General features: G+C 37.8%; 18 protein-coding genes. 14 read left to right on the top strand and 4 right to left on the bottom strand.

All coding sequences use genetic code 11. The features are described from left to right. Positions 1–21: 21 nt before the first annotated feature. From ACHUFV_RS11110 to ACHUFV_RS11090, 5 genes are all read left to right on the top strand, one after another. A complete protein-coding gene (locus ACHUFV_RS11110; protein WP_394234043.1) occupies positions 22–378 on the top strand; it encodes a VOC family protein in 357 nt (118 codons plus the stop codon). 493 nt (positions 379–871) lie between these two features. Then, positions 872–2,341 (top strand): PAS domain-containing sensor histidine kinase, encoded by a 1,470-nt coding sequence (locus ACHUFV_RS11105; RefSeq protein WP_394234041.1) that lies wholly within the window; start codon positions 872–874, stop codon positions 2,339–2,341. A gap of 371 nt (positions 2,342–2,712) precedes the next feature. Further along, on the top strand, positions 2,713–4,161 hold the full coding sequence (locus ACHUFV_RS11100) for a PAS domain-containing sensor histidine kinase (protein WP_394234039.1): 1,449 nt from the start codon (positions 2,713–2,715) through the stop codon (positions 4,159–4,161). Beyond that, positions 4,161–4,811 (top strand): response regulator transcription factor, encoded by a 651-nt coding sequence (locus ACHUFV_RS11095; protein ID WP_394234037.1) that lies wholly within the window; start codon positions 4,161–4,163, stop codon positions 4,809–4,811. Before ACHUFV_RS11100 ends, ACHUFV_RS11095 begins: the two co-directional genes overlap by 1 nt. 312 nt (positions 4,812–5,123) lie before the next feature. Further along, positions 5,124–6,404: an alpha/beta hydrolase family protein gene (locus tag ACHUFV_RS11090; RefSeq protein ID WP_394234035.1), complete on the top strand. Its 1,281-nt coding sequence runs from the start codon at positions 5,124–5,126 to the stop codon at positions 6,402–6,404. A 155-nt stretch (positions 6,405–6,559) separates the two neighbouring features. Here ACHUFV_RS11090 and ACHUFV_RS11085 read toward each other — a convergent pair whose 3' ends face one another. After that, positions 6,560–6,808 (bottom strand): PepSY domain-containing protein, encoded by a 249-nt coding sequence (locus tag ACHUFV_RS11085; RefSeq protein ID WP_394234033.1) that lies wholly within the window; start codon positions 6,806–6,808, stop codon positions 6,560–6,562. A gap of 420 nt (positions 6,809–7,228) precedes the next feature. Between ACHUFV_RS11085 and ACHUFV_RS11080 the strand changes: the two genes are divergently transcribed. From ACHUFV_RS11080 to ACHUFV_RS11070, 3 genes are read left to right on the top strand one after another with little or no spacing between them, the layout of a single operon-like run. Further along, entirely contained in the window at positions 7,229–7,945 is a 717-nt protein-coding gene (locus ACHUFV_RS11080; protein ID WP_394234031.1) for an ABC transporter ATP-binding protein, read from the top strand. Further along, positions 7,917–10,403, top strand: a complete 2,487-nt coding sequence (locus ACHUFV_RS11075) for an FtsX-like permease family protein (RefSeq protein ID WP_394234029.1) — start codon at positions 7,917–7,919, stop codon at positions 10,401–10,403. The genes ACHUFV_RS11080 and ACHUFV_RS11075 overlap by 29 nt, the downstream gene beginning before the upstream one ends. Next, positions 10,396–11,214, top strand: coding sequence for a hypothetical protein (locus ACHUFV_RS11070; protein ID WP_394234027.1), 819 nt, complete (start codon positions 10,396–10,398; stop codon positions 11,212–11,214). The genes ACHUFV_RS11075 and ACHUFV_RS11070 overlap by 8 nt, the downstream gene beginning before the upstream one ends. 56 nt (positions 11,215–11,270) lie before the next feature. On the opposite strand, the gene ACHUFV_RS11065 is transcribed toward ACHUFV_RS11070, so the two are convergent. After that, positions 11,271–11,807, bottom strand: coding sequence for a DUF1259 domain-containing protein (locus ACHUFV_RS11065; RefSeq protein ID WP_394234025.1), 537 nt, complete (start codon positions 11,805–11,807; stop codon positions 11,271–11,273). Between the two features lie 397 nt (positions 11,808–12,204). Between ACHUFV_RS11065 and ACHUFV_RS11060 the strand changes: the two genes are divergently transcribed. The 3 genes from ACHUFV_RS11060 (at position 12,205) to ACHUFV_RS11050 (ending at position 13,840) form a co-directional block, all read left to right on the top strand. Continuing rightward, positions 12,205–12,657 carry a hypothetical protein gene (locus ACHUFV_RS11060; RefSeq protein ID WP_394234023.1) on the top strand — a complete coding sequence of 151 codons (453 nt, stop codon included), beginning with the start codon at positions 12,205–12,207 and terminating at the stop codon, positions 12,655–12,657. Positions 12,658–12,781: 124 nt separating this feature from the next. Beyond that, on the top strand, positions 12,782–13,186 hold the full coding sequence (locus tag ACHUFV_RS11055) for an OsmC family protein (RefSeq protein WP_394234021.1): 405 nt from the start codon (positions 12,782–12,784) through the stop codon (positions 13,184–13,186). A 438-nt stretch (positions 13,187–13,624) separates the two neighbouring features. Continuing rightward, positions 13,625–13,840 (top strand): Fur-regulated basic protein FbpA, encoded by a 216-nt coding sequence (locus tag ACHUFV_RS11050; protein WP_394234020.1) that lies wholly within the window; start codon positions 13,625–13,627, stop codon positions 13,838–13,840. 214 nt (positions 13,841–14,054) lie between these two features. Here the strand turns inward: ACHUFV_RS11050 and ACHUFV_RS11045 are convergent, their stop codons facing one another. After that, positions 14,055–14,546, bottom strand: a complete 492-nt coding sequence (locus ACHUFV_RS11045; RefSeq protein WP_394234018.1) for an RrF2 family transcriptional regulator — start codon at positions 14,544–14,546, stop codon at positions 14,055–14,057. 369 nt (positions 14,547–14,915) lie between these two features. Here ACHUFV_RS11045 and ACHUFV_RS11040 point away from each other — a divergent pair, with 369 nt between their 5' ends. Then, positions 14,916–15,359 carry a carboxymuconolactone decarboxylase family protein gene (locus ACHUFV_RS11040; protein WP_394234016.1) on the top strand — a complete coding sequence of 148 codons (444 nt, stop codon included), beginning with the start codon at positions 14,916–14,918 and terminating at the stop codon, positions 15,357–15,359. Positions 15,360–15,522: 163 nt separating this feature from the next. On the opposite strand, the gene ACHUFV_RS11035 is transcribed toward ACHUFV_RS11040, so the two are convergent. Further along, positions 15,523–16,530 carry a DUF3231 family protein gene (locus tag ACHUFV_RS11035; RefSeq protein ID WP_394234014.1) on the bottom strand — a complete coding sequence of 336 codons (1,008 nt, stop codon included), beginning with the start codon at positions 16,528–16,530 and terminating at the stop codon, positions 15,523–15,525. 259 nt (positions 16,531–16,789) lie between these two features. On the opposite strand from ACHUFV_RS11035, the gene ACHUFV_RS11030 reads away from it, so the two are divergent. Next, positions 16,790–17,650: a carbon-nitrogen hydrolase family protein gene (locus ACHUFV_RS11030; protein WP_394234012.1), complete on the top strand. Its 861-nt coding sequence runs from the start codon at positions 16,790–16,792 to the stop codon at positions 17,648–17,650. Positions 17,651–17,670: 20 nt separating this feature from the next. After that, positions 17,671–18,336, top strand: a complete 666-nt coding sequence (locus ACHUFV_RS11025; RefSeq protein WP_394234010.1) for a GNAT family N-acetyltransferase — start codon at positions 17,671–17,673, stop codon at positions 18,334–18,336. Positions 18,337–18,434 lie beyond the last annotated feature (98 nt).

The following is an 18,434-nucleotide window of genomic DNA, read 5'->3' as shown; positions in this document are numbered from 1 at the left end:
AAAGGAGAATGAAGAAGAATCATGATCAATGCAGCACACATTATTCTCTACAGTACAAACGCGGAGGCAGACCGGGTATTCATCCGCGATGTACTCGGGTTGGCTGGGGTTGACGCCGGCGAGGGTTGGCTAATCTTCAAACTGCCTCCTGCTGAAATCGCCGTGCATCCTACAGAAGGCCCTGATAAACACGAGTTTTACTTGATGTGCGACGATATCGAGAAGACAATCACAGAATTAACTGCTAAGGGAATCACGATCTCGAAGCCAATCAGCGAGCAGGGTTGGGGTCGTCTCATCTCCATCAAGCTTCCAAGTGGCGCTGATCTCTCAATTTACCAGCCACGCCATCCTATCGCCTACGATCTTGAGGGTTGAGTCACCGTACATTCAGCTCTTTCTTTCGCTAACTGGCAACATTAGCGGATAGAAAGAGCAATTGTTGAAACTCTTATTCATTTTTTCAATCTTCAGTAATCGGGCGTTTGTGGAAGATGATCAGCCTAATTCCTCGCTAAAAATACGAGGATTAGGCTATTTTTCTTTGAAAATCCTTACGCTTTTAATCTGCACTTTCCTGACGACACCCACGTGTAAAAGTATTGGATAAAGGGGTAAATCGATTGGCAATTTAATTGGATGCTTCCTAGGATTTTTCATTTCATCTCCAAGTTTCCCCCCGTTAAAAGTGGGATAAACCTTCCATTCAAATATTCAAATTTAAAAATACCAGTTCATTACTTTACAATTCTTGAATTTTTAATGATTGGGAATATTATATATAGTAATTAGTCAGAATTTTCTATTCACTTTTTAGCTTTAGCTTGTAAAATGTAAGATAGAGGAATTGACCCAAATAGGCGGTGAAAATTTGGAAAATACAGACCACATAAACTGGGAGTTTGAAACGATTGCAAAGCATACACTCGATATCCTTCTCATCGTTGACAAAAATCAAATCGTAAAATTTTGTACTCCATCCCTCGAATCCATATTAGGCTATCGTCCTGAGGAATTCGTTGGGAAAAATGCCTTTGACCCTGTCTATCCTGAAGATCGTGATAAACTGATGGCTTCACATAGGGAAGCCATGACAAAAGAATCTATGGTTGATGAATATCGCGTCTTTCATAAAAATGGAGAAATAAGATATTTTGAATCAAGGGTCATGCCGATGCCCAATCATCCGGACAATCTTGTGGTTGTTTCCATTAGAGATATTACATCTAGGAAAAGGATGGAGCTGGAACTCGAGAATCGAAAGAACCGTTATCAAGAGCTTCAAAATAAATTAAAGCACTATTCACAGAATTTATCCTCTGTTAGGAGGATAGAAGACCTTAAAGCGAGGCTTATGAAGGAGCTTACGACCGTTATTCCAGATTCTCATCCAAAAATCGTTGTCTATAATCGTGAAACGCTTAGGTTTGAAGGTGATTTTACTACAGGGCTGCTTTTATATATGCCACTATTAACCGTTGGTAAACTTCAGGTTGATGACAAGCAGATTCATGTTTTACTTGGTGACCATAAGGAACAGGCCTATATTCTTACGATTATGGCAGCTTCCATTAAAGAATCAATGGATCGTATCTGGTTTGAGACATTGGTTCATTACACCAGTATGGTATTTGAAAGCTTAACGATGATAGAAAGTCTTATGGTTCAATTGGATACTGCTCTTAAAAAAGTGGAAAGACCCCAATGGATCATTAAATTACTGTTTCATTTGTCAGAGAAACAGAGAATGGAATTATCCAGTGATTTACATGACACGGTTTTACAGGATCAAATGTCGTTATTGAAACGTTTGGAAACCATGGTAAAGGATAAACAAATTGATGATGAACTGGCTCTTCAACTGAAGGGGATTTTACAAGGACTAACGGACACGATTCATCAAATTCAAGTGACCTGTCATGAGCTTCGTCCACCACTATTAAAAGAATTAGGACTGATTCGTGCTTTAGAGCAGTTATTTCATGATACTCAAGCTTCCTCAACTTTTACCATCACATTTACCACAGAAAATATAGAGGGTCTTAATGAAGAAGTAACCATTGGTCTATATCGTATCGCTCAGGAGCTGCTAAACAACGCAACGAAACATTCCCAAGCTGCTCATCTACATTTTCATCTATACCGATCAGATGAAGCCCTGCATCTTACCTATACAGATGACGGCATTGGGTTAGATGCTGGAAATTTGAGACCTTCTTTTAATAGTATGGGTCTATCAGGTATGGGAGAGAGAATTCGAAGCTTAAACGGAACGATTGAGTATCATTCGCGGCCTGGAAATGGACTGCAGATTACCTTGCAAATACCCATTATTGGTTGAGGTACGGGCTTACAGATATAGAGTAAAAAAAAGCAGCCACCAAACATATTTTTTGAATAATACAAAAATAGAGCTTGTAATATGTCAAGAAGGATAGGTTTCCAAGCTCTTCATTTTATTATAAGTGGAAGGTAACAAAATCTTTGCGGTAGGAAGCAGCTGTTTTGCGGTTTTTACTGGTAAGTTTACGAGTATGATAAAACAAATTCAGTTTAGTTAGAAGAGGCTTTTAAAAAGATTATGTTTAGAGGATGAAAAGGAAAGAAGTTTTTCAAATAAGACAGAAATCCAAGCACGCAAGATTCTTGCGGTTCGCTTGATTTAGAATCAGGTAAACTAAGAATAGAATGAAAACACAGGTGGTGATTACTATGAATAACGACCAGCAATTATTTCAAACGATCCTGAATCATACAAGTGATATCATTATGATTGTGGATCGAAATCGTCACATTGTTTATATTACCCCAAATGCATACGAGTATACCGGTTATAGCCATGAGGAACTTATAAATCGAGATACCTTTTTTATGGTTCACCCTGATGATCGGGACTATATGATCCAAAGGCACAAAAATTTACTTGCTTCAAAACAAACGAATTCCTCGGAGTATCGACTTGTGAAAAAGAATGGAGAAGTGCGGTATTGTGAGTGTAAAACCACCCCGCTCCCTGATACAGAGAATTATCTTCAAGTCGTTTCGACTAGGGATATTACAGACCGAAAGCTAATGGAAATGGAGCTTGCATACCACAAAAATCGCCATGAAGAGCTACAAAATAGTCTTAAGAACTTTTCGCAGGACCTTATTTCAGTTATGAAACTAGCTGAATTAGAGGAGAGAATGGTGAAAGAGCTGGTAACTATTCTGCCAAGTTCGAATCCTATGATTATGAAATCATTTCCAGAAAATGCAGGTAGTGAGCCGAAAGAGGAAGGAACAATCGTAAACGGGAAATTGGTGAGGATATCCGACAGGGTTTACATTAAATTGGGAGAGCGACAGCGGCGTCCTTTCATCCTCTCACTAGCTGCAAGTTCTATTCAAGAACCGATGGAGTCCATTTGGCTGGAAACACTCGCACACCATTCCATGATGATTTTTGAGAATATAAATATGATAGAAAACTTAATGGAGCAGCTAGAAACAGCTTCACAGAGTAGGGAATCCCCTCAATGGGTGCTGCGATTGATGTTTAATCTGCAAGAGCAGCAGCGATTAACCTTATCAACGGATTTACATGATACCGTCTTGCAGGATCAAATTGAATTATATAGAAGAGTAGAATCCCTGCTAAACCAGAAGGAAATAGAAGGTGAAACGAAAGCGAAGCTAATCGATATTGAACAAGGATTATTGGATATCATTCATGCCATCCGTGCGACGTGTAATAACCTGCGGCCCCCACTTTTACGGGAATTAGGTCTGGAACAATCCTTGGAAAACTTGTTTGAGCACATTCAGCTTACGTCCACCTATAAAATACTTTTTACATCAGAGGCTATCTCGGAGCCTTGGTTAAGTGAGGAACAAACCATTGGAATTTACCGAATCGTTCAGGAATTGCTTCATTATGCAGAAGACTTCTCCAAAGCCAAGACGATTACATTTCATCTTTATCATGATAAAGAACGACTACGAATAGTCTATAATGATGATGGGATAGAGGAGAGTCCTGAAACGGGAAATATACGATTAACAACCGTAAGCCAAAGAGCGCAAAGTCTAGGTGGGGAGCTTCATATTCTCCCGAAGAAGGGCATAGGGGGAGAAGCTATTTTGGAATTCCCCATTAAGCTTGAAAGGAGCTTCGTGTGATGGTTAATATTCTGATTGTAGATGACCATTTATCTATTATCGAAGGGACCAAAATGCTTTTGGAACAAGAACCCGATTTTAAGATAACGGTTGAAAACAGCTCGTTGAATGCGATGAATCGAATCAAACTAAATCATTATGATGTCTTGCTGTTTGATTTGTACATGCCACACTTAAATGGCCTCGAATTAGCCAAACAAGCGTTGGCCTATAATCCGGATCTGACTGTGTTAATTTATACTGGATTTGATATCAAGCCTCATTTTAATCTGCTAGTGGATGCAGGTGTTGCTGGATTTCTATCAAAGACATCCTCGAGGGATGAGTTAGTTATGGGGATTCGATGTGCCTTAAGGCAGCAGGTCGTTCTTCCGCTTTCATTGGTTAGAGAACTAAGAAGGCCGGGCGTCATTTCTGACAATTCCAATTCAAATGAAAAAGTCGTCCTAACCACTAACGAAGAAAAAATCCTTTTAGAGCTTTCAAAGGGAAAAAGCACGAAGGAAATCGCCTCCTCAATGGCCATGAGTCAACGATCGTTAGAGTACAGTTTAACCACTCTTTATCAAAAGTTTGGTGTTCGAACGAGGGTTGATACGCTTGCTAAGGCAAAAAAGCTTGGATTGATTCCAGAGGAAGAACTGAAATAATGACTAATAGGATTAGAACCACCAGGGAGGTCCCCCTTGGTGGTTTTTTTGTTGTCATTCAATATTGTTTGAAGCACCGCAAAGATCTTTCGGTGGTTCTCGAAAAATAGTGGGGTGCTTTTCAATAAATCGTGCGGGGGTCCTTCATAAGTGTGCGGTTTGAGTAGGGGCGAACCTTAGTACAATGTGATTATAGAAAACAACGAAACAATTTGGCTAGGTATCTAAGAATCATGCCATCCTGATTGTTAATCAAAGATTTGTAGTATTGGTTCATATGAACAAACAAATTGATAAATGGGGGAATAAGAAATGAAAAAACTAATGATCAGTACCTTAACGGCAATTACATTACTTACGGGTGCCATTTCAGCAAGTGCCCAAGAGGGCAATGGAAAGGAGGTACCCATTGAAACTTCCATTAAGTCGGAACAGGCTCTAGTAAACTTACCGAAAACGACAGGAGAGTACAAAGTTGGATCTACCACCTATGATTGGGTAGACACTTCCAGAAAAGACTTGCTTGACCCGAAGAACAAGAGGGAACTTAAGGTTCAAGTATGGTATCCGTCCGATAAAGCTAGCAGTAAAGGAAAGAAAAAGGAGCCCTATCTTCCAATGACCGAGAAGGGGATCAATCAGATCATTTCCACTTTTAGCTTTGGTGAACTTTTTGCTGATGTGAATGATATCAATACACAAGTGTATAAGGATGGACGATTATCTACTAAGGAAAAAATCTATCCTGTTGTCTTGTTTTCACATGGTCTGGGTGTGAGCAATTGGAATTATCAATGGCTGACACGTGAACTGGCAAGTCAAGGATTCATTGTAGTCAGTATTGACCACTCTCACTTTAGCTTCGGCACTGAATTTCAAGATGGGCGGTTTATCCCAACTGCTTCTCAATTTTTACCTGGAAATAGCATCCCGCAGCTCGAAGAATACGATGATTACGTCAATAATATCTGGGTAAAGGATATACAATTTGTTATTAAGAAGCTGGGTACCTTGAATAAAAAGGATAAGATCTTTAAGAACAAACTAGACTTAAAAAACATTGCGGCAGTAGGGCATTCAATGGGTGGAGCTGCAGCAGCGCGTGCTTTGCAGGTTGAACCTAAAATTAAATCAGCCATTAATATTGATGGGTCGTTTATGGGTCTTACTGACACAGAAACAATGACAAAGCCGTTTGCCTTTATTAAAACGGAAATGTCAGAGATGTTCTTAACGGGAAAAGTGGAACAGCCACTGCCGCCAGGACTAGACCCACAGACGGAGCAAGAATTAAGAGAGATGTTCCATGTATATAATGACAGATACAAACAAGTAGTTACAGGTCCAGCCTATGATATTACCATATACGGCGGTGCTATACACAATAGCTTCACCGATATGCCTTTATTAAGACCTTATCTTTCCGGAACAATGTATGATAATGACAGTATATTTCCTGCGAATCCAGAGCCGATTTATGAAGTAACTAATAGAGTAATTGTAGATTTTCTTGAAAAGACACTTAATGGGAAGAAAAAAACGATTCTTGATCGTAAAAATTTCAATATACCTAATTTAAAGATTGAGCAATAGTGAATGATCCTAATTGACCAAATGGAATGCAAAATAATAAATACCAAATTGGTAATGTAAATAGCAAGCAAAAACGCTCAGTTTTAAATCTGAGCGTTTTTTTATAATTTATTATCCTAACTTAATTAATGCTCCGGTTCTAGGAATAGCTTATTTTAGTCATGATCATTTTCTTGGTCAATTTTTAAGATTTTACCGTTTTTTGCGAGTATCTCTACTTCAAATATCATGCCTTGTGGTGTCATAATAAATACCTCATAAACTAAAACACCATTTTCTAAATCCATATCCACATGCATAACTTTCCCTGGTACCCTTTGAAGAGCTATTTCTTGGGCTTGTTGCATTGTAATCCTTTGTCTATGCATAGGTACCTGGTTGCCATAAGAAAAATCTTGATACACTTAGAATTCCCCCCTCATAAGAAAATCAACTCATTTATCTATATACTTCTGACAAGTTCAAGGTTCCTGAACTATACTGCTTACGTTAGTTAAGAACATCATTTTGCAATCTAAAATTCATTTTAGCGTAAAACTCTAATTTTACTTCTAAAAACAAGTTTGCTTCGTATTAAGCTCAATCTCCTGTCTAAAATTGGTCATACATTTGGATGTACAATTTGCTCCTATTCGCAAACGTTTTTCGGGCACCCGCAAATTCCTGCGGTCATTTCCCAAATTACATGCGGTTTGTTTCATGAAATTGTGCGGGGTTCCTCCAAAAAGAGTGCGGTTTGATAAGGGGGGGTACTCAGTACAATGAGAATATAGAAAATCAATAACCTATGGAAAATGACTTATATCATTTGGAGGGAAGAACATATGATTTCAGTTTCGGATGTTTCAAAAGTATATGCGTTAGAGTCAGGAGATTTCTTTGCGTTAAAGAATACGACTATCCAGGTAAGTAAAGGTGAGTTTGTTGCCATTATGGGGCCGAGTGGATCTGGAAAGAGCACGCTATTACAACTGATAGGCGGACTGGATCTTCCGACGTCTGGAAATATCGAAGTGGATGGGATTGAATTAAACCATTTAAATGAAAAACAACGTACCTTATTCCGACGTACAAAGGTTGGCTTTATTTTTCAAAACTATCAGCTTTTACCGATGATGACGGTTGGAGAAAATATTGCCCTTGCACTTTCTGCTAATAACGCGAAAAAGGAGGAAATAAAATCAGTTGTACAAAAACTGTTATCAGATGTAAACCTACAAGAAAAAGAGTCAGCATTCCCTTCCCAGTTAAGCGGCGGCCAACAACAGCGGGTAGCGATTGCTCGGGCGTTAGCGATGAAGCCAAGTTTAATTTTAGCAGATGAACCTACCGGAAATCTCGATCAAAAAAATGGAGAAGATATCTTAAAGCTATTATCAGAGTTAAATAAAGAAGAAAAAATGACAGTGGTTATGGTGACACATGATCCACATGCCGCACAAGTGGCAGATAGAATCATCCTTGTAAGAGACGGTGTAGTTGTGACAGATGAAAATAAAGGAGGAAACCGACATGAAACAATGGCTAATCGCATGGCGTAATCTAATGCGGCGGAAGATGCGGACGTTTCTCACGATTATGTCGATCGTGATAGGGGTTGCCTCTACATTTGGAGTCATTGCGGCTGTGGATACAGCTGAAAAGGCCTTTCCCATTTACTTAAAGGAAGCCTTTGGAAAGGCAGATTTTAATATTGCAGGAACTGAAGCTTATTTTTCAGAGGATATTCACAAAAGGATGTCCTCGAGTCCGGATTATACAGCTATCTCGTTGTTAAAGGAAAGTACGAAGCTTATTACAGAAGAAAAAGGGATTTCTGAAATTCAAAAAAGAGTCATGATCACTGGCTATAGTCAGCTTAATACACCGGTTACTGGCTTTAAAGTCATGGAAGGTGATTTAAATGCAGGCGGAGCAGTCATTACGGATAGAACTGCAAAGGTATGGGGCTCCGAAGTTGGCGATACGATTTCTTTTGATACAGACAGTGGCGTAAAAAAGATTAAAGTAACGGCCATTGTTCAATACGCAAAAGACTTAATGGGGCCTTCCAGCTGGAATATGGCCAAATACCACCACTGGGCGGTAGCGGTTCCACTGCCAATTGTTCAAAATTGGTTTGATTTAAACGGGAAGATCCAAGCGATCCAGGTGAAAGCAGAAAATCCAAATCAATTGGATACGGTAGAGCAAGAATTGAATCATGTCGTTAAAAGTAATAGCGGGATTTATATGCAGCCTATCGTTGTTAATTTTGACACTGTATTTAAAGATCTGAATACATTCTTTTTAGCCCTCTATCTGGCTGGTTTCCTAGGAATCGCACTTAGTGCCTTTATCATTTTTAATTCACTATATGTAAGCATTAAAGAAAGAAAAAGTGAATTTGCTGTATTGAAGACAATTGGTTATACCCCTGGACAGCTGCAGTCCATGGTGCTAACGGAAATTTTCCTTCTTGCCATTATCGGAACGGTTTTTGGGCTCTTGGTTGGGTACGGTCTTGCGCTCGGATTAAAGACACTTATTTTCATGATTTATGGTGTCCAAAGCAACAGTGGTATGATGCTTACAACTGGTTTAATCGTATCCGTTATGGCTGGATTACTTATTCCGATTCTTGCCTCTTGGTATCCAATTTATCAGGTTGGCAAGGTAAGTGTAATTGAAACATTAAAAGAGAACAAAGCAAAAGCAAATGTTAAAAACAAGTGGTTTGGAATGATTGGCGTTCTCCTCATATTATCAAGCTTTTTTATTAAGCATCTGATTTTAGTACTCCCACTGATGATTGGAATTGTTTTGGTATTTCCTTATCTTTTTACACTGTTTAGTTTTCTGTTGAAAGGGATCTATCGTCTAGCCTTCCGATTTTTAGGAGACATGGCGATCCGAAATTTAAATCGCAATATTGGTCGTACTTCCATGACTTCAGTTATTCTTTCTCTTGGGATTGCGATGATTGTGTTAATGAGTTCTCTAAATTCAGCGATTTTACAGTCCTATGAAAGAGTGATTCACGATTCTTATGGCGGGAACCTAGATATCATGTTTCACCACATTGAAAAAGAGGACCTTGAAAAGATCAAACAGACAGAAGGGGTCGCAAATGCTGCTGCATATTCCATGCAAGGGATTGTATGGAATATGGAAGGCGAAAAGCGGATGCTCCCAATATTTGGAGTAGGGACGGAATGGATCGATCAATTCCCACTGTTTTCAGTTCCAATTGGCACACATAGTGAAATCATCAAGAATTTAAAAAGTAATGAAATCATCCTTGATCAGATTTCTTATGGAGTCTGGGGAGGAAACATTGGGGAAAGCATTTCTCTTGAAACGCTAGACGGGGAAAAATCCTTTAAAGTTGCTGGTGTGGTAGACACAATGAAAAACAGCGGTTATAGCGCCTTTATGCAAGAGGAGCATTTCAAAAAGAATTTTGGCGTGAAATATGAGAGAAATATTTTGGTAATTAAAGATGAGCAGACGAGTCCGCTTCAATTGAGAGAAAATATATACGATCAATTTGGTGAAAGGATTGAAGAAATGTGGGGACCTGAGGATTGGGTTTCGATGATCGGCGGTACCATCACAGAATCTTTTAGCATTATTAACGCGCTTGTTGTCCTTGGGATTATTGTCTCTGGTATTGGGATTACTAATACTTTGCTGATTAATATCATGGAGCGGGTCAGAGAAATAGCGATGATGCGTGCAGTAGGGGTTACCCGGAGGCAGATCATTGGAATGATTTTACTGGAAGGCTTTGGGATCGGTCTTGCAGCAACGGTCATTGGAATTTTATTTGGGATTCTTCTAATCTACATTACTTCAGGTTTTGTAGAAATCAATTCCTTAACCTTTGAATTTGGTGTTTCACCTCTCATTATCTTAATTATCTTCTTGTTTGGAATCTTGATTAGTTTATTTTCAAGTTTTGCTCCATCAAGAAGAGCAGCCAAAACTCCATTGAACGAGGCGTTACGTTATGAATAAACGAGTATTATTAACGGTCATTTTGTCGGGAATATTATCAATTCTGCTCACTGCCTGTGGGACGAACGCTTCTTGGGAAGAAGAGAAAGACATTCAAATGAGTGACCGGATAGTAACGGAAGATGTACAGGTTGAATGGGAGCTTGATGACAATCAAGCTTCCGACAAGGAAACGCTGATTCGTCTTCACATGACAAACAATGGGAAGCCGATTGAGGATTTTGACATAAGTCATGAAAAATTACTGCATTTAATTATTGTAAGCAAAGATTTATCGTATTTTAATCATGTTCATCCTGAATACAAAGGCAAGGGTGTTTTTGAAATTATAAATGAGTTCCCTGCTGGAGGAGAGTATCGACTGGCTGCAGACTTCAAACCAGCTGATGCTAGTTCTATGACGAAGACGCAGTGGGTAACAGTAATAGGGGAGACTGCAGAAACAGAAGCTGTTACAGTTGATGATATTCTCGAAAAGTCAGTTGATGGGAAGAACGTATCGTTATCGTTTGATTCTCCGCTTGAAGCAGGGAAAGAGACGACGCTAAAGTTTACCGTAAATGATGAAGGTACAAATCAGCCTATTACGGACCTTGAACCTTATTTAGGATCGATCGGGCATGTAGTGGTATTTTCTGAGGACGGTGAGCGCTATTTACATGTTCATGCGTTGGAAGATCAAGGCAGTGGCCCCGATGCTTTATTCGAGACTACTTTTCCAGAAAGTGGGATCTATAAAATATGGGGGCAATTCCAAAAGGACGGCGAGGTGTTTACTGTAGCTTTTGTGGTTCAGTTACCTCCCGAATAATTTATTTAGTTAGATAAACAAAAAAGACCTTCTAATGAAGGTCAAAGTACTGCAATTTAAAAAAGCCCAGCTTCTTTTGCAGCTTCAATACTATTTCTGGCAAATGTAAATGGATCCATTCCAACGTTTTCCCAATGCATATACATTAACCGTGGTTCTTCAAACAGCCAATGGTTATGAAATGCTGTTACGATAATTCCTCTTCTTCGTAATGCATCGAGCATTGGATTCACTTCTTTTTGAAGAAGTACTGTTTCGCCTAGGTTAAGGCCATTATTTTCAAACGATAACATAAATGGAAGTGCTAATGGGGAGCGGGTACGGCGTCCTAAAATCGATGCTTTGATATCTCTAAGTCGCATAACAACACAAACAGGAGTGGCGGTGACTACCTCACCGCCAATAATATCTGCAAGCTTTTGACAAGTTGACGCATTTACTCCACCAACATTACCAGGATCTCTCTTTGGATGACTCATTTGGGGCTCTGAATTTGATTCAGATTCATGATCAAATTCTTCATTCCTTTTATTGGTTTTTGAACGTCGATAGTAATTTTGATTTCCAAAATTGTCGAATTCATTTCTGTTCATATAAACATCTCCTTCTCCATTTTCATTAATTAGCTTATTCGGAGATGTTTGGACAAGTATAGACTGATAAATTAGGAACGTAACCTTTAATATTAAATTTTTATAAATTATACAAGTGTATTTGGCAATAAAAAAATGTTTATGGCGATATGCTTTTTGGATGTAAATAAGCAGAAAATATGTAGAAATGAATAATAACTTTTATTCTAGGCTTATTAAAGGATGACTATATAAAAAAGTAGAGCTAAAAGGATTATATTGAAGTTCATCTAAAGTAGGATGTACCAAGATCGCACATTCTAATAAAAAAAGTAGTTCAAAACCAATTAGTGAAATGACCCCTAAAAGTTAGTGGTTTATTTTTCTAATTCAGTGTGTAACGGATGGTGAACACAGGATGAAACTTCCTAATGAAGTAACAGGTTTTTATGATTCAAAGCTAAATAAGCCCCCACAAGTAGATGGGGAGCAATTTAAACAGTTATGCTTCGACTTTGCCTCTCGTAATCGTGGAAAAGTTATGGATTTCGTAACCCCGCAATACCCAACAAATTTTTATTATGCACAAGTTGAGATGTTAGGTAATCTGTTTTTTATTTTGCTAAATGAACATTATCCTTATCTTGCTTTTGCTTCGGTTGTTGAATTTGAAAACATTCATTTCATCGACCGACCTGTTCTTAATGAACCTTTTTCTTCTTTCTACCAAGTAATAGGTACAGGAGAGCTACATGTTCCTTTAAATCAGGGGCTTATAAAGAAAACTGAATTAAATCGTGCAGAATTAGAACAAATTGCTCATTGGAAGCCAGAAACGGTAGGGCAAATAATCTTTAATTATTGGGATTGAATATGTAGGAACTCCATTATAATTAGTAGTTCCGATATTTTGTGAGCAAATCGACATTACAATATTACAGAGCCAATAGTTAATGCTGGATTTGTTTATCATGTGTAAAAGGAGATGGGAGTAAATGGAATTTAAGCTTTCTGAATCAGGAGCTTTTCGGGGTAACTTTGAATTTGGTGAATTATCTGTTTCAGGAAATTCAGAAATCGGCTTTCGTCCCTTTCAGTTATTTGTTTCCTCTATTGTAGGCTGCAGTGGCAGCGTTTTTCGAACAGTCCTCGATAAGAAAAGGATTTCATATGATACGATTGAAATTGACGCTTCTGTAGAGCGTGATGAACAGAAAGCAAATAAAGTAACAAAAATTAGACTTCACTTCATAATAGAAGGAAAAAGTTTAAATCTAGATCAACTTCAAAAGTCACTAAAAGTCTCATCGAAAAATTGTGCAATGGTACAGTCTGTCAAAGATGCTATTACAATTGAAGAAACAATTGAAATCAGAGAAAGTACAGTAACTGTCGAATAATAGACAGTTTAATATGTGAATTTTATACAGTATGTCTTGATCAAGTGTTAAACATTCAAAGACATGAAACAAGCTGCAGATCAACTATTGCTATTGCAGAAAGAATTCATTTCTTTCAATATCGGGTGAAGGATGAATTCGCTTTTGATTAAACAGGATTTTCAATAGGATAAATCTTAGTTTTCGAATAATTTTGTAATTCTATAATTAATAAAAGATGACTATGAATAGTATATGAGCTAATTGGTCAACCAAAGGCTCTAAAATAGATGCGAAAATGGCATTTGTTTTAGAGCCTTTAGTATTGGTTGCAAAACGTGAAGGGTTCCATGTTCACTCTAAAATCACTTAATCATTCACAACAGGTTATATGATGTTGCCAATAATGTAAAAAGGTATGTTAGAAGACTATATAAATAATAAGGAGGAGTGATTCAGATGGGGAAATTCTTTCAGGAAGGTATCGAAAAAAAACGTAAAAACATAATAAATAAGTTGATTTTCTTTAATGTATATCATAAAGATGATAAGAAACTATATGAATTATCGCTTCCAGAACTAGTATATGAATATAGGAAGTTTCAATTAGAGAGCCATCCTCATGGAGAGTTCAGTTCCATTAAATGGACTTATCCTAATTCCAAGGATAAATGAAGCTTTTCAATATCAACCCATTCACTTTCACACTATACGATTCGAGTAGCATTAGTATTCAACATGTATAGAACCCCGGTCTAGCTATCACGCATAATCTTAAAAAATAACATTAAGGGAACGAATGTTATTTAAGTATAATTTTTATAAATAATTCCATAGAAAAAACCTCTCTGAATTCATTTGAATAAAGGAATTTCATGAGAGGTTTGTTTTATGTATTACTTTTCGAAAAATATTTCCGTGTATCTTCACGTATTTGTTTGGATAAGACACTACCAAGTTCGTCATTTAGCCATGCAAGTGATTTACTACGTAATTCATCACGCATCTTTTCTTCAGCAGAGAGCATAACTAAATTGATGGTGCAAAAGGATGGAGCCGAACAGCAATTCTCTCTATATAAATACCCATTGTCTTTAATGTTTTTACATTGAAAAATAGGCTTAGAACCTTCGACCGCTTCAACTACATCCCAAAAGGAAATATCTTCAGGAGATTTAGATAATCTATATCCTCCTTTGACCCCAGGAACAGAACTTACAATTCCAGCTTTAGATAATTTGCCGAAAACCTTTGACAGAAATGTCTCAGGAAGTCCTTGGAACTCTGCCAAATCCTTAATCCCAATACTTTCGTTGGAGGGAACATCAATTAAATAAACCAGACAATGTAAAGCATACTCAACTCCGACACTATACTGCAAATAAACTCACCTGCTTTTGTTTTGAGGGTTATCAATTTGTATCATAGGAGTATTTACAGTTTAAGTCAAATAAAAGACGTCTCATTTTAGGCAAATGATATTCATTTGACAAAACTAATTATAGTGCGTATTATAGACAATGTTAATTGTCGATTAACTTAGTCTTTAATTGTTGGGTTTCATTTTGAAAAGGAGAATAAAAAATGAACATAACACTTATCATTAACGCACACATAGACGTAGGTGATACTCTTCGGTAAGTTTGCAGGCTTTTACCCATTTATTCAAAAGTTATAAAGAATAAATTCTAGACAGCGAAATTATGGAACAGACTCTTAAATAAGAAAAGAGATTGAAGGAGGAAATAAGATGGAACAACGGGTTGATTATTACAATGTAGCACCAGAGGCACTTAAAATTATGATGGAAATGGAGAAGTATGCGAAAACTACAGGTATTGACCGTAAACTTCGTGAACTTATAAAAATTCGAGTTTCTCAAATAAATGGTTGTGCCTATTGCCTTAACATGCATTCGGCTGATGCTAGAAAAATGGGAGAAACGGAACAACGTTTATATTGTGTTAGTGCTTGGAGAGAGTGCACATTTTACACAGATGCAGAAAAAGTAGCATTGGAGTTGGCAGAATACGTAACATTAATCCCAACAAAACGTGTGCCAGATGATCTTTATCAACGAGTACGTAAACATTATGACGAGAGACAATATGTAGACCTTGTAATAATAATTAACCAAATCAACAATTGGAATAGAATTTCTATTGCAATGGGGAATACAGCAACTGAAAATTAATTATTCAAAACGGACATAGCGAACAGTGCCTGGCACTGTTCGCATTATGTCAGATCCAAGAGACGCACATGTTTTTTCACATTAAATAAAATCAACACTAACCACTAATGGGTGAAATTTCTGTTTTTATACAGAAGGACTTGAATATGGATTATAATTGATTCTATTTTTTTATTAATTCGTCCCTATCAGGAGCCATAGGAGGTTGTTCTAGCCATCCATTTTTGATCATGATATTAGCCCCATCCTCAGCATACAGAGCTATTTCAGCAGTAAGCCTTACATAATGCAGACCAATATCCCTTCTAGGACTCATTGCCATACTAGTACCATAAAATCCAATACTTAGGGCAACAAGGGCTGTAGTATAGAACATCATAAGTTTATCTGAAAAAGTAAAAGCGGTAGACTCAGTTACATCTGAATCCCATGACATAGGTACTGGAAGGTAATCCTCTCTAAGGATAGTTCCAAAAACATCACAATGCTTTCTTGCAATTTCTACACCTCTAAATAAAAACTTAGCTATTTCCTTTGACTGTGCAACTTGACTAAATCCTATTAAGGTTGCAACGCCAAAAGCATTTCTTTGAAAGTTAACATAGAGGTTTGATATTTCTGTACCTACTAATGGTCTCTTTTCTCCAAAAAAGCCTTTAAGGAAATTTTGTTTTTTAACGAAATCAATATCTTCTGGTATAGGCAAATAAGGAGATCTCATATAAAGACCTTTAGATAATAAAAGTTCTTTTATCTCCCTTAGAATATTCAATAATTGTGAAATACACTCATTAAAATAACTGTAAACATCTGCTCTAACTGATACTGACAGATTCAGACTGTATCCTTGCAGAGCAATTTGTGCTGCTTGATGGAGGTAATTCAAAAAATAGGTGTCTGAATACAACCTTGGAGCATTTTCATTTACATCCTCATTAAGTTTAAATCCATAAGGTATTGGATACTTTTCCTTGTTGAAAATCTCAGTTAGTGTTTTAAGATTTCCTTGAGCCATTTCAAAAGCATGTTTGACTAATGCTTTAATCTTTTCATCCTCAACTTTGGTTAAAAAATATTTAAAATGACAAGCAATGGCAGTATCATTCATATAGGATGTCCAAAGAGCTGTTATCTCTGCTGATGTAAGCTGTACATGATTTCCTACCTCCATAAATATACCTCCATCTAACCAACAATCCTTTTTATACAATATTCCCTAATTTTTGTAACAATATGTAAAATAAAAAAGCCTACTCTTTATACAGTGTTAAATATGCACTGAGTATTCAATCTTTTAACAATATGGATATCTCGATATGATATAAATTCCCTTTCATGATTAAATCTATAATATTTGAATTTAAATGGCTGCTATTAGATAATTCTAATTATGGTGTGTTTTTTTAAAACAACTTACTTGGAGGAGAAAAATGAAAATACGAGTGTCTGCTGTACAGTACCATTTACATACGATTACATCATTTGATGAATTTGCCCATCAATGTGAGCATTACATAAAAACCGCTGAGGAATTTGGTGCTGAATTTGTCCTTTTCCCAGAATTCTTTACAACCCAGCTGTTATCAATCGGGAACGATAGGGGAGAAAGCCTGACGATTAATGATTTGCCAAGCTTTACGGAACAATATCTTGAGCTGTTTACTCAATTTGCTAAGAAAACCAATATGCATATCATTGCAGGTACGCACGTCCTTGAGAAGGATGGCAAGCTATATAATACTGCCCATCTATTTTATCCGGATGGGAGAATAGGTGAGCAGGCGAAGCTTCATATTACACCGACAGAAGTGAATGAATGGCGCATGGCACCGGGTGATTCGTTTCAGATTTTTGAAACGGATAAAGGTAAAATCGCTCTGCTAACATGCTATGATATTGAATTCCCAGAAATCGTTCGCATAGCCAAGGCGAAGGGGGCGGACATCATTTTTTGCCCATCCTGTACCGATGACCGTCATGGCTTTCATCGGGTCCGTTATACCAGTCATGCCCGGGCCATCGAAAATCAAGTATATGTCGTTCTTACTGGAACAGTCGGTGCGCTGCCAACGGTTGATTTCATGCGTGCGAACTTTGGACAGGCTGTCGTTATCACGCCAAACGATATTCCATTCCCTCCGAAAGGCCTTTTGGTCGAGGGAGAGATTAATAATGATATGGTCGTAACGGCTGACCTTGATTTAAGTCTGTTATACGAAGTACGGGAGCGTGGAGCGGTAACCACCTGGCGTGACCGCCGAACCGATTTATATATTGATTGGGAAAAATAATGGGTAAGGGGATGTGGAAAATGTACCGAAGTGAATTTTACGTTTATGAGCAGGATCGGCCGCAGCGAATTTGTATCCGTAATTATACAAAAGACGATTTTGATCAACTCATTGCTATTCAATCCGAATGCTTTCCACCTCCTTTTCCGTCCGAATTATGGTGGAATAAAGAGCAATTAACAAATCATGTGACAAAATTCCCGGAAGGGGCCTTATGTGTAGAGGCCAATGGCGAGTTGGCAGGATCGGTGACAAGCCTTTGTGTAGATTTTGATCCAAATCATGTAGACCATACGTGGGAGGAAATCACGGATAATGGGTACATCCGCAACCATAATCCAAATGGCAACACCTTGTATATTGTTGATATCAGTGTCAGGCCGAAGTACCGAAAGCTGGGCCTTGGAAAGTTATTGATTCAAGCGATGTATCATATCGTGATTGAAAAAGGATATGACCGACTGCTTGGCGGCGGACGGATGCCGGGTTATTATAAAGTAGCCAATGAAATGCCGCCTGAGGAGTATTTGACGGAGGTTATACATGGAAAACGTAAGGATCCTGTGATTACGTTCCTGCTGCGATGCGGGCGCGTGCCAATAGGTGTGGCAAAAAATTATCTCGAGGATAAAGAATCCTGTAATTCCGCCGCACTCATGGAATGGAGAAATCCTTTTAAACAGTAGGCTGATTTTCGTGTAGGCTGAGAATGCGTAAGACGGAGAATTTCCGGCTAATGTGTAAAAAGAAGCTTAAGAATCAGATATAAGCGGAGAAATTCCGA

Origin of the sequence: Niallia oryzisoli, from assembly GCF_043641075.1 — a bacterium.
GTDB classification, from domain to species: Bacteria; Bacillota; Bacilli; order Bacillales; family Cytobacillaceae; genus Bacillus_BD; species Bacillus_BD oryzisoli_A.
This window is presented reverse-complemented; position numbering and strand designations above follow the sequence as displayed.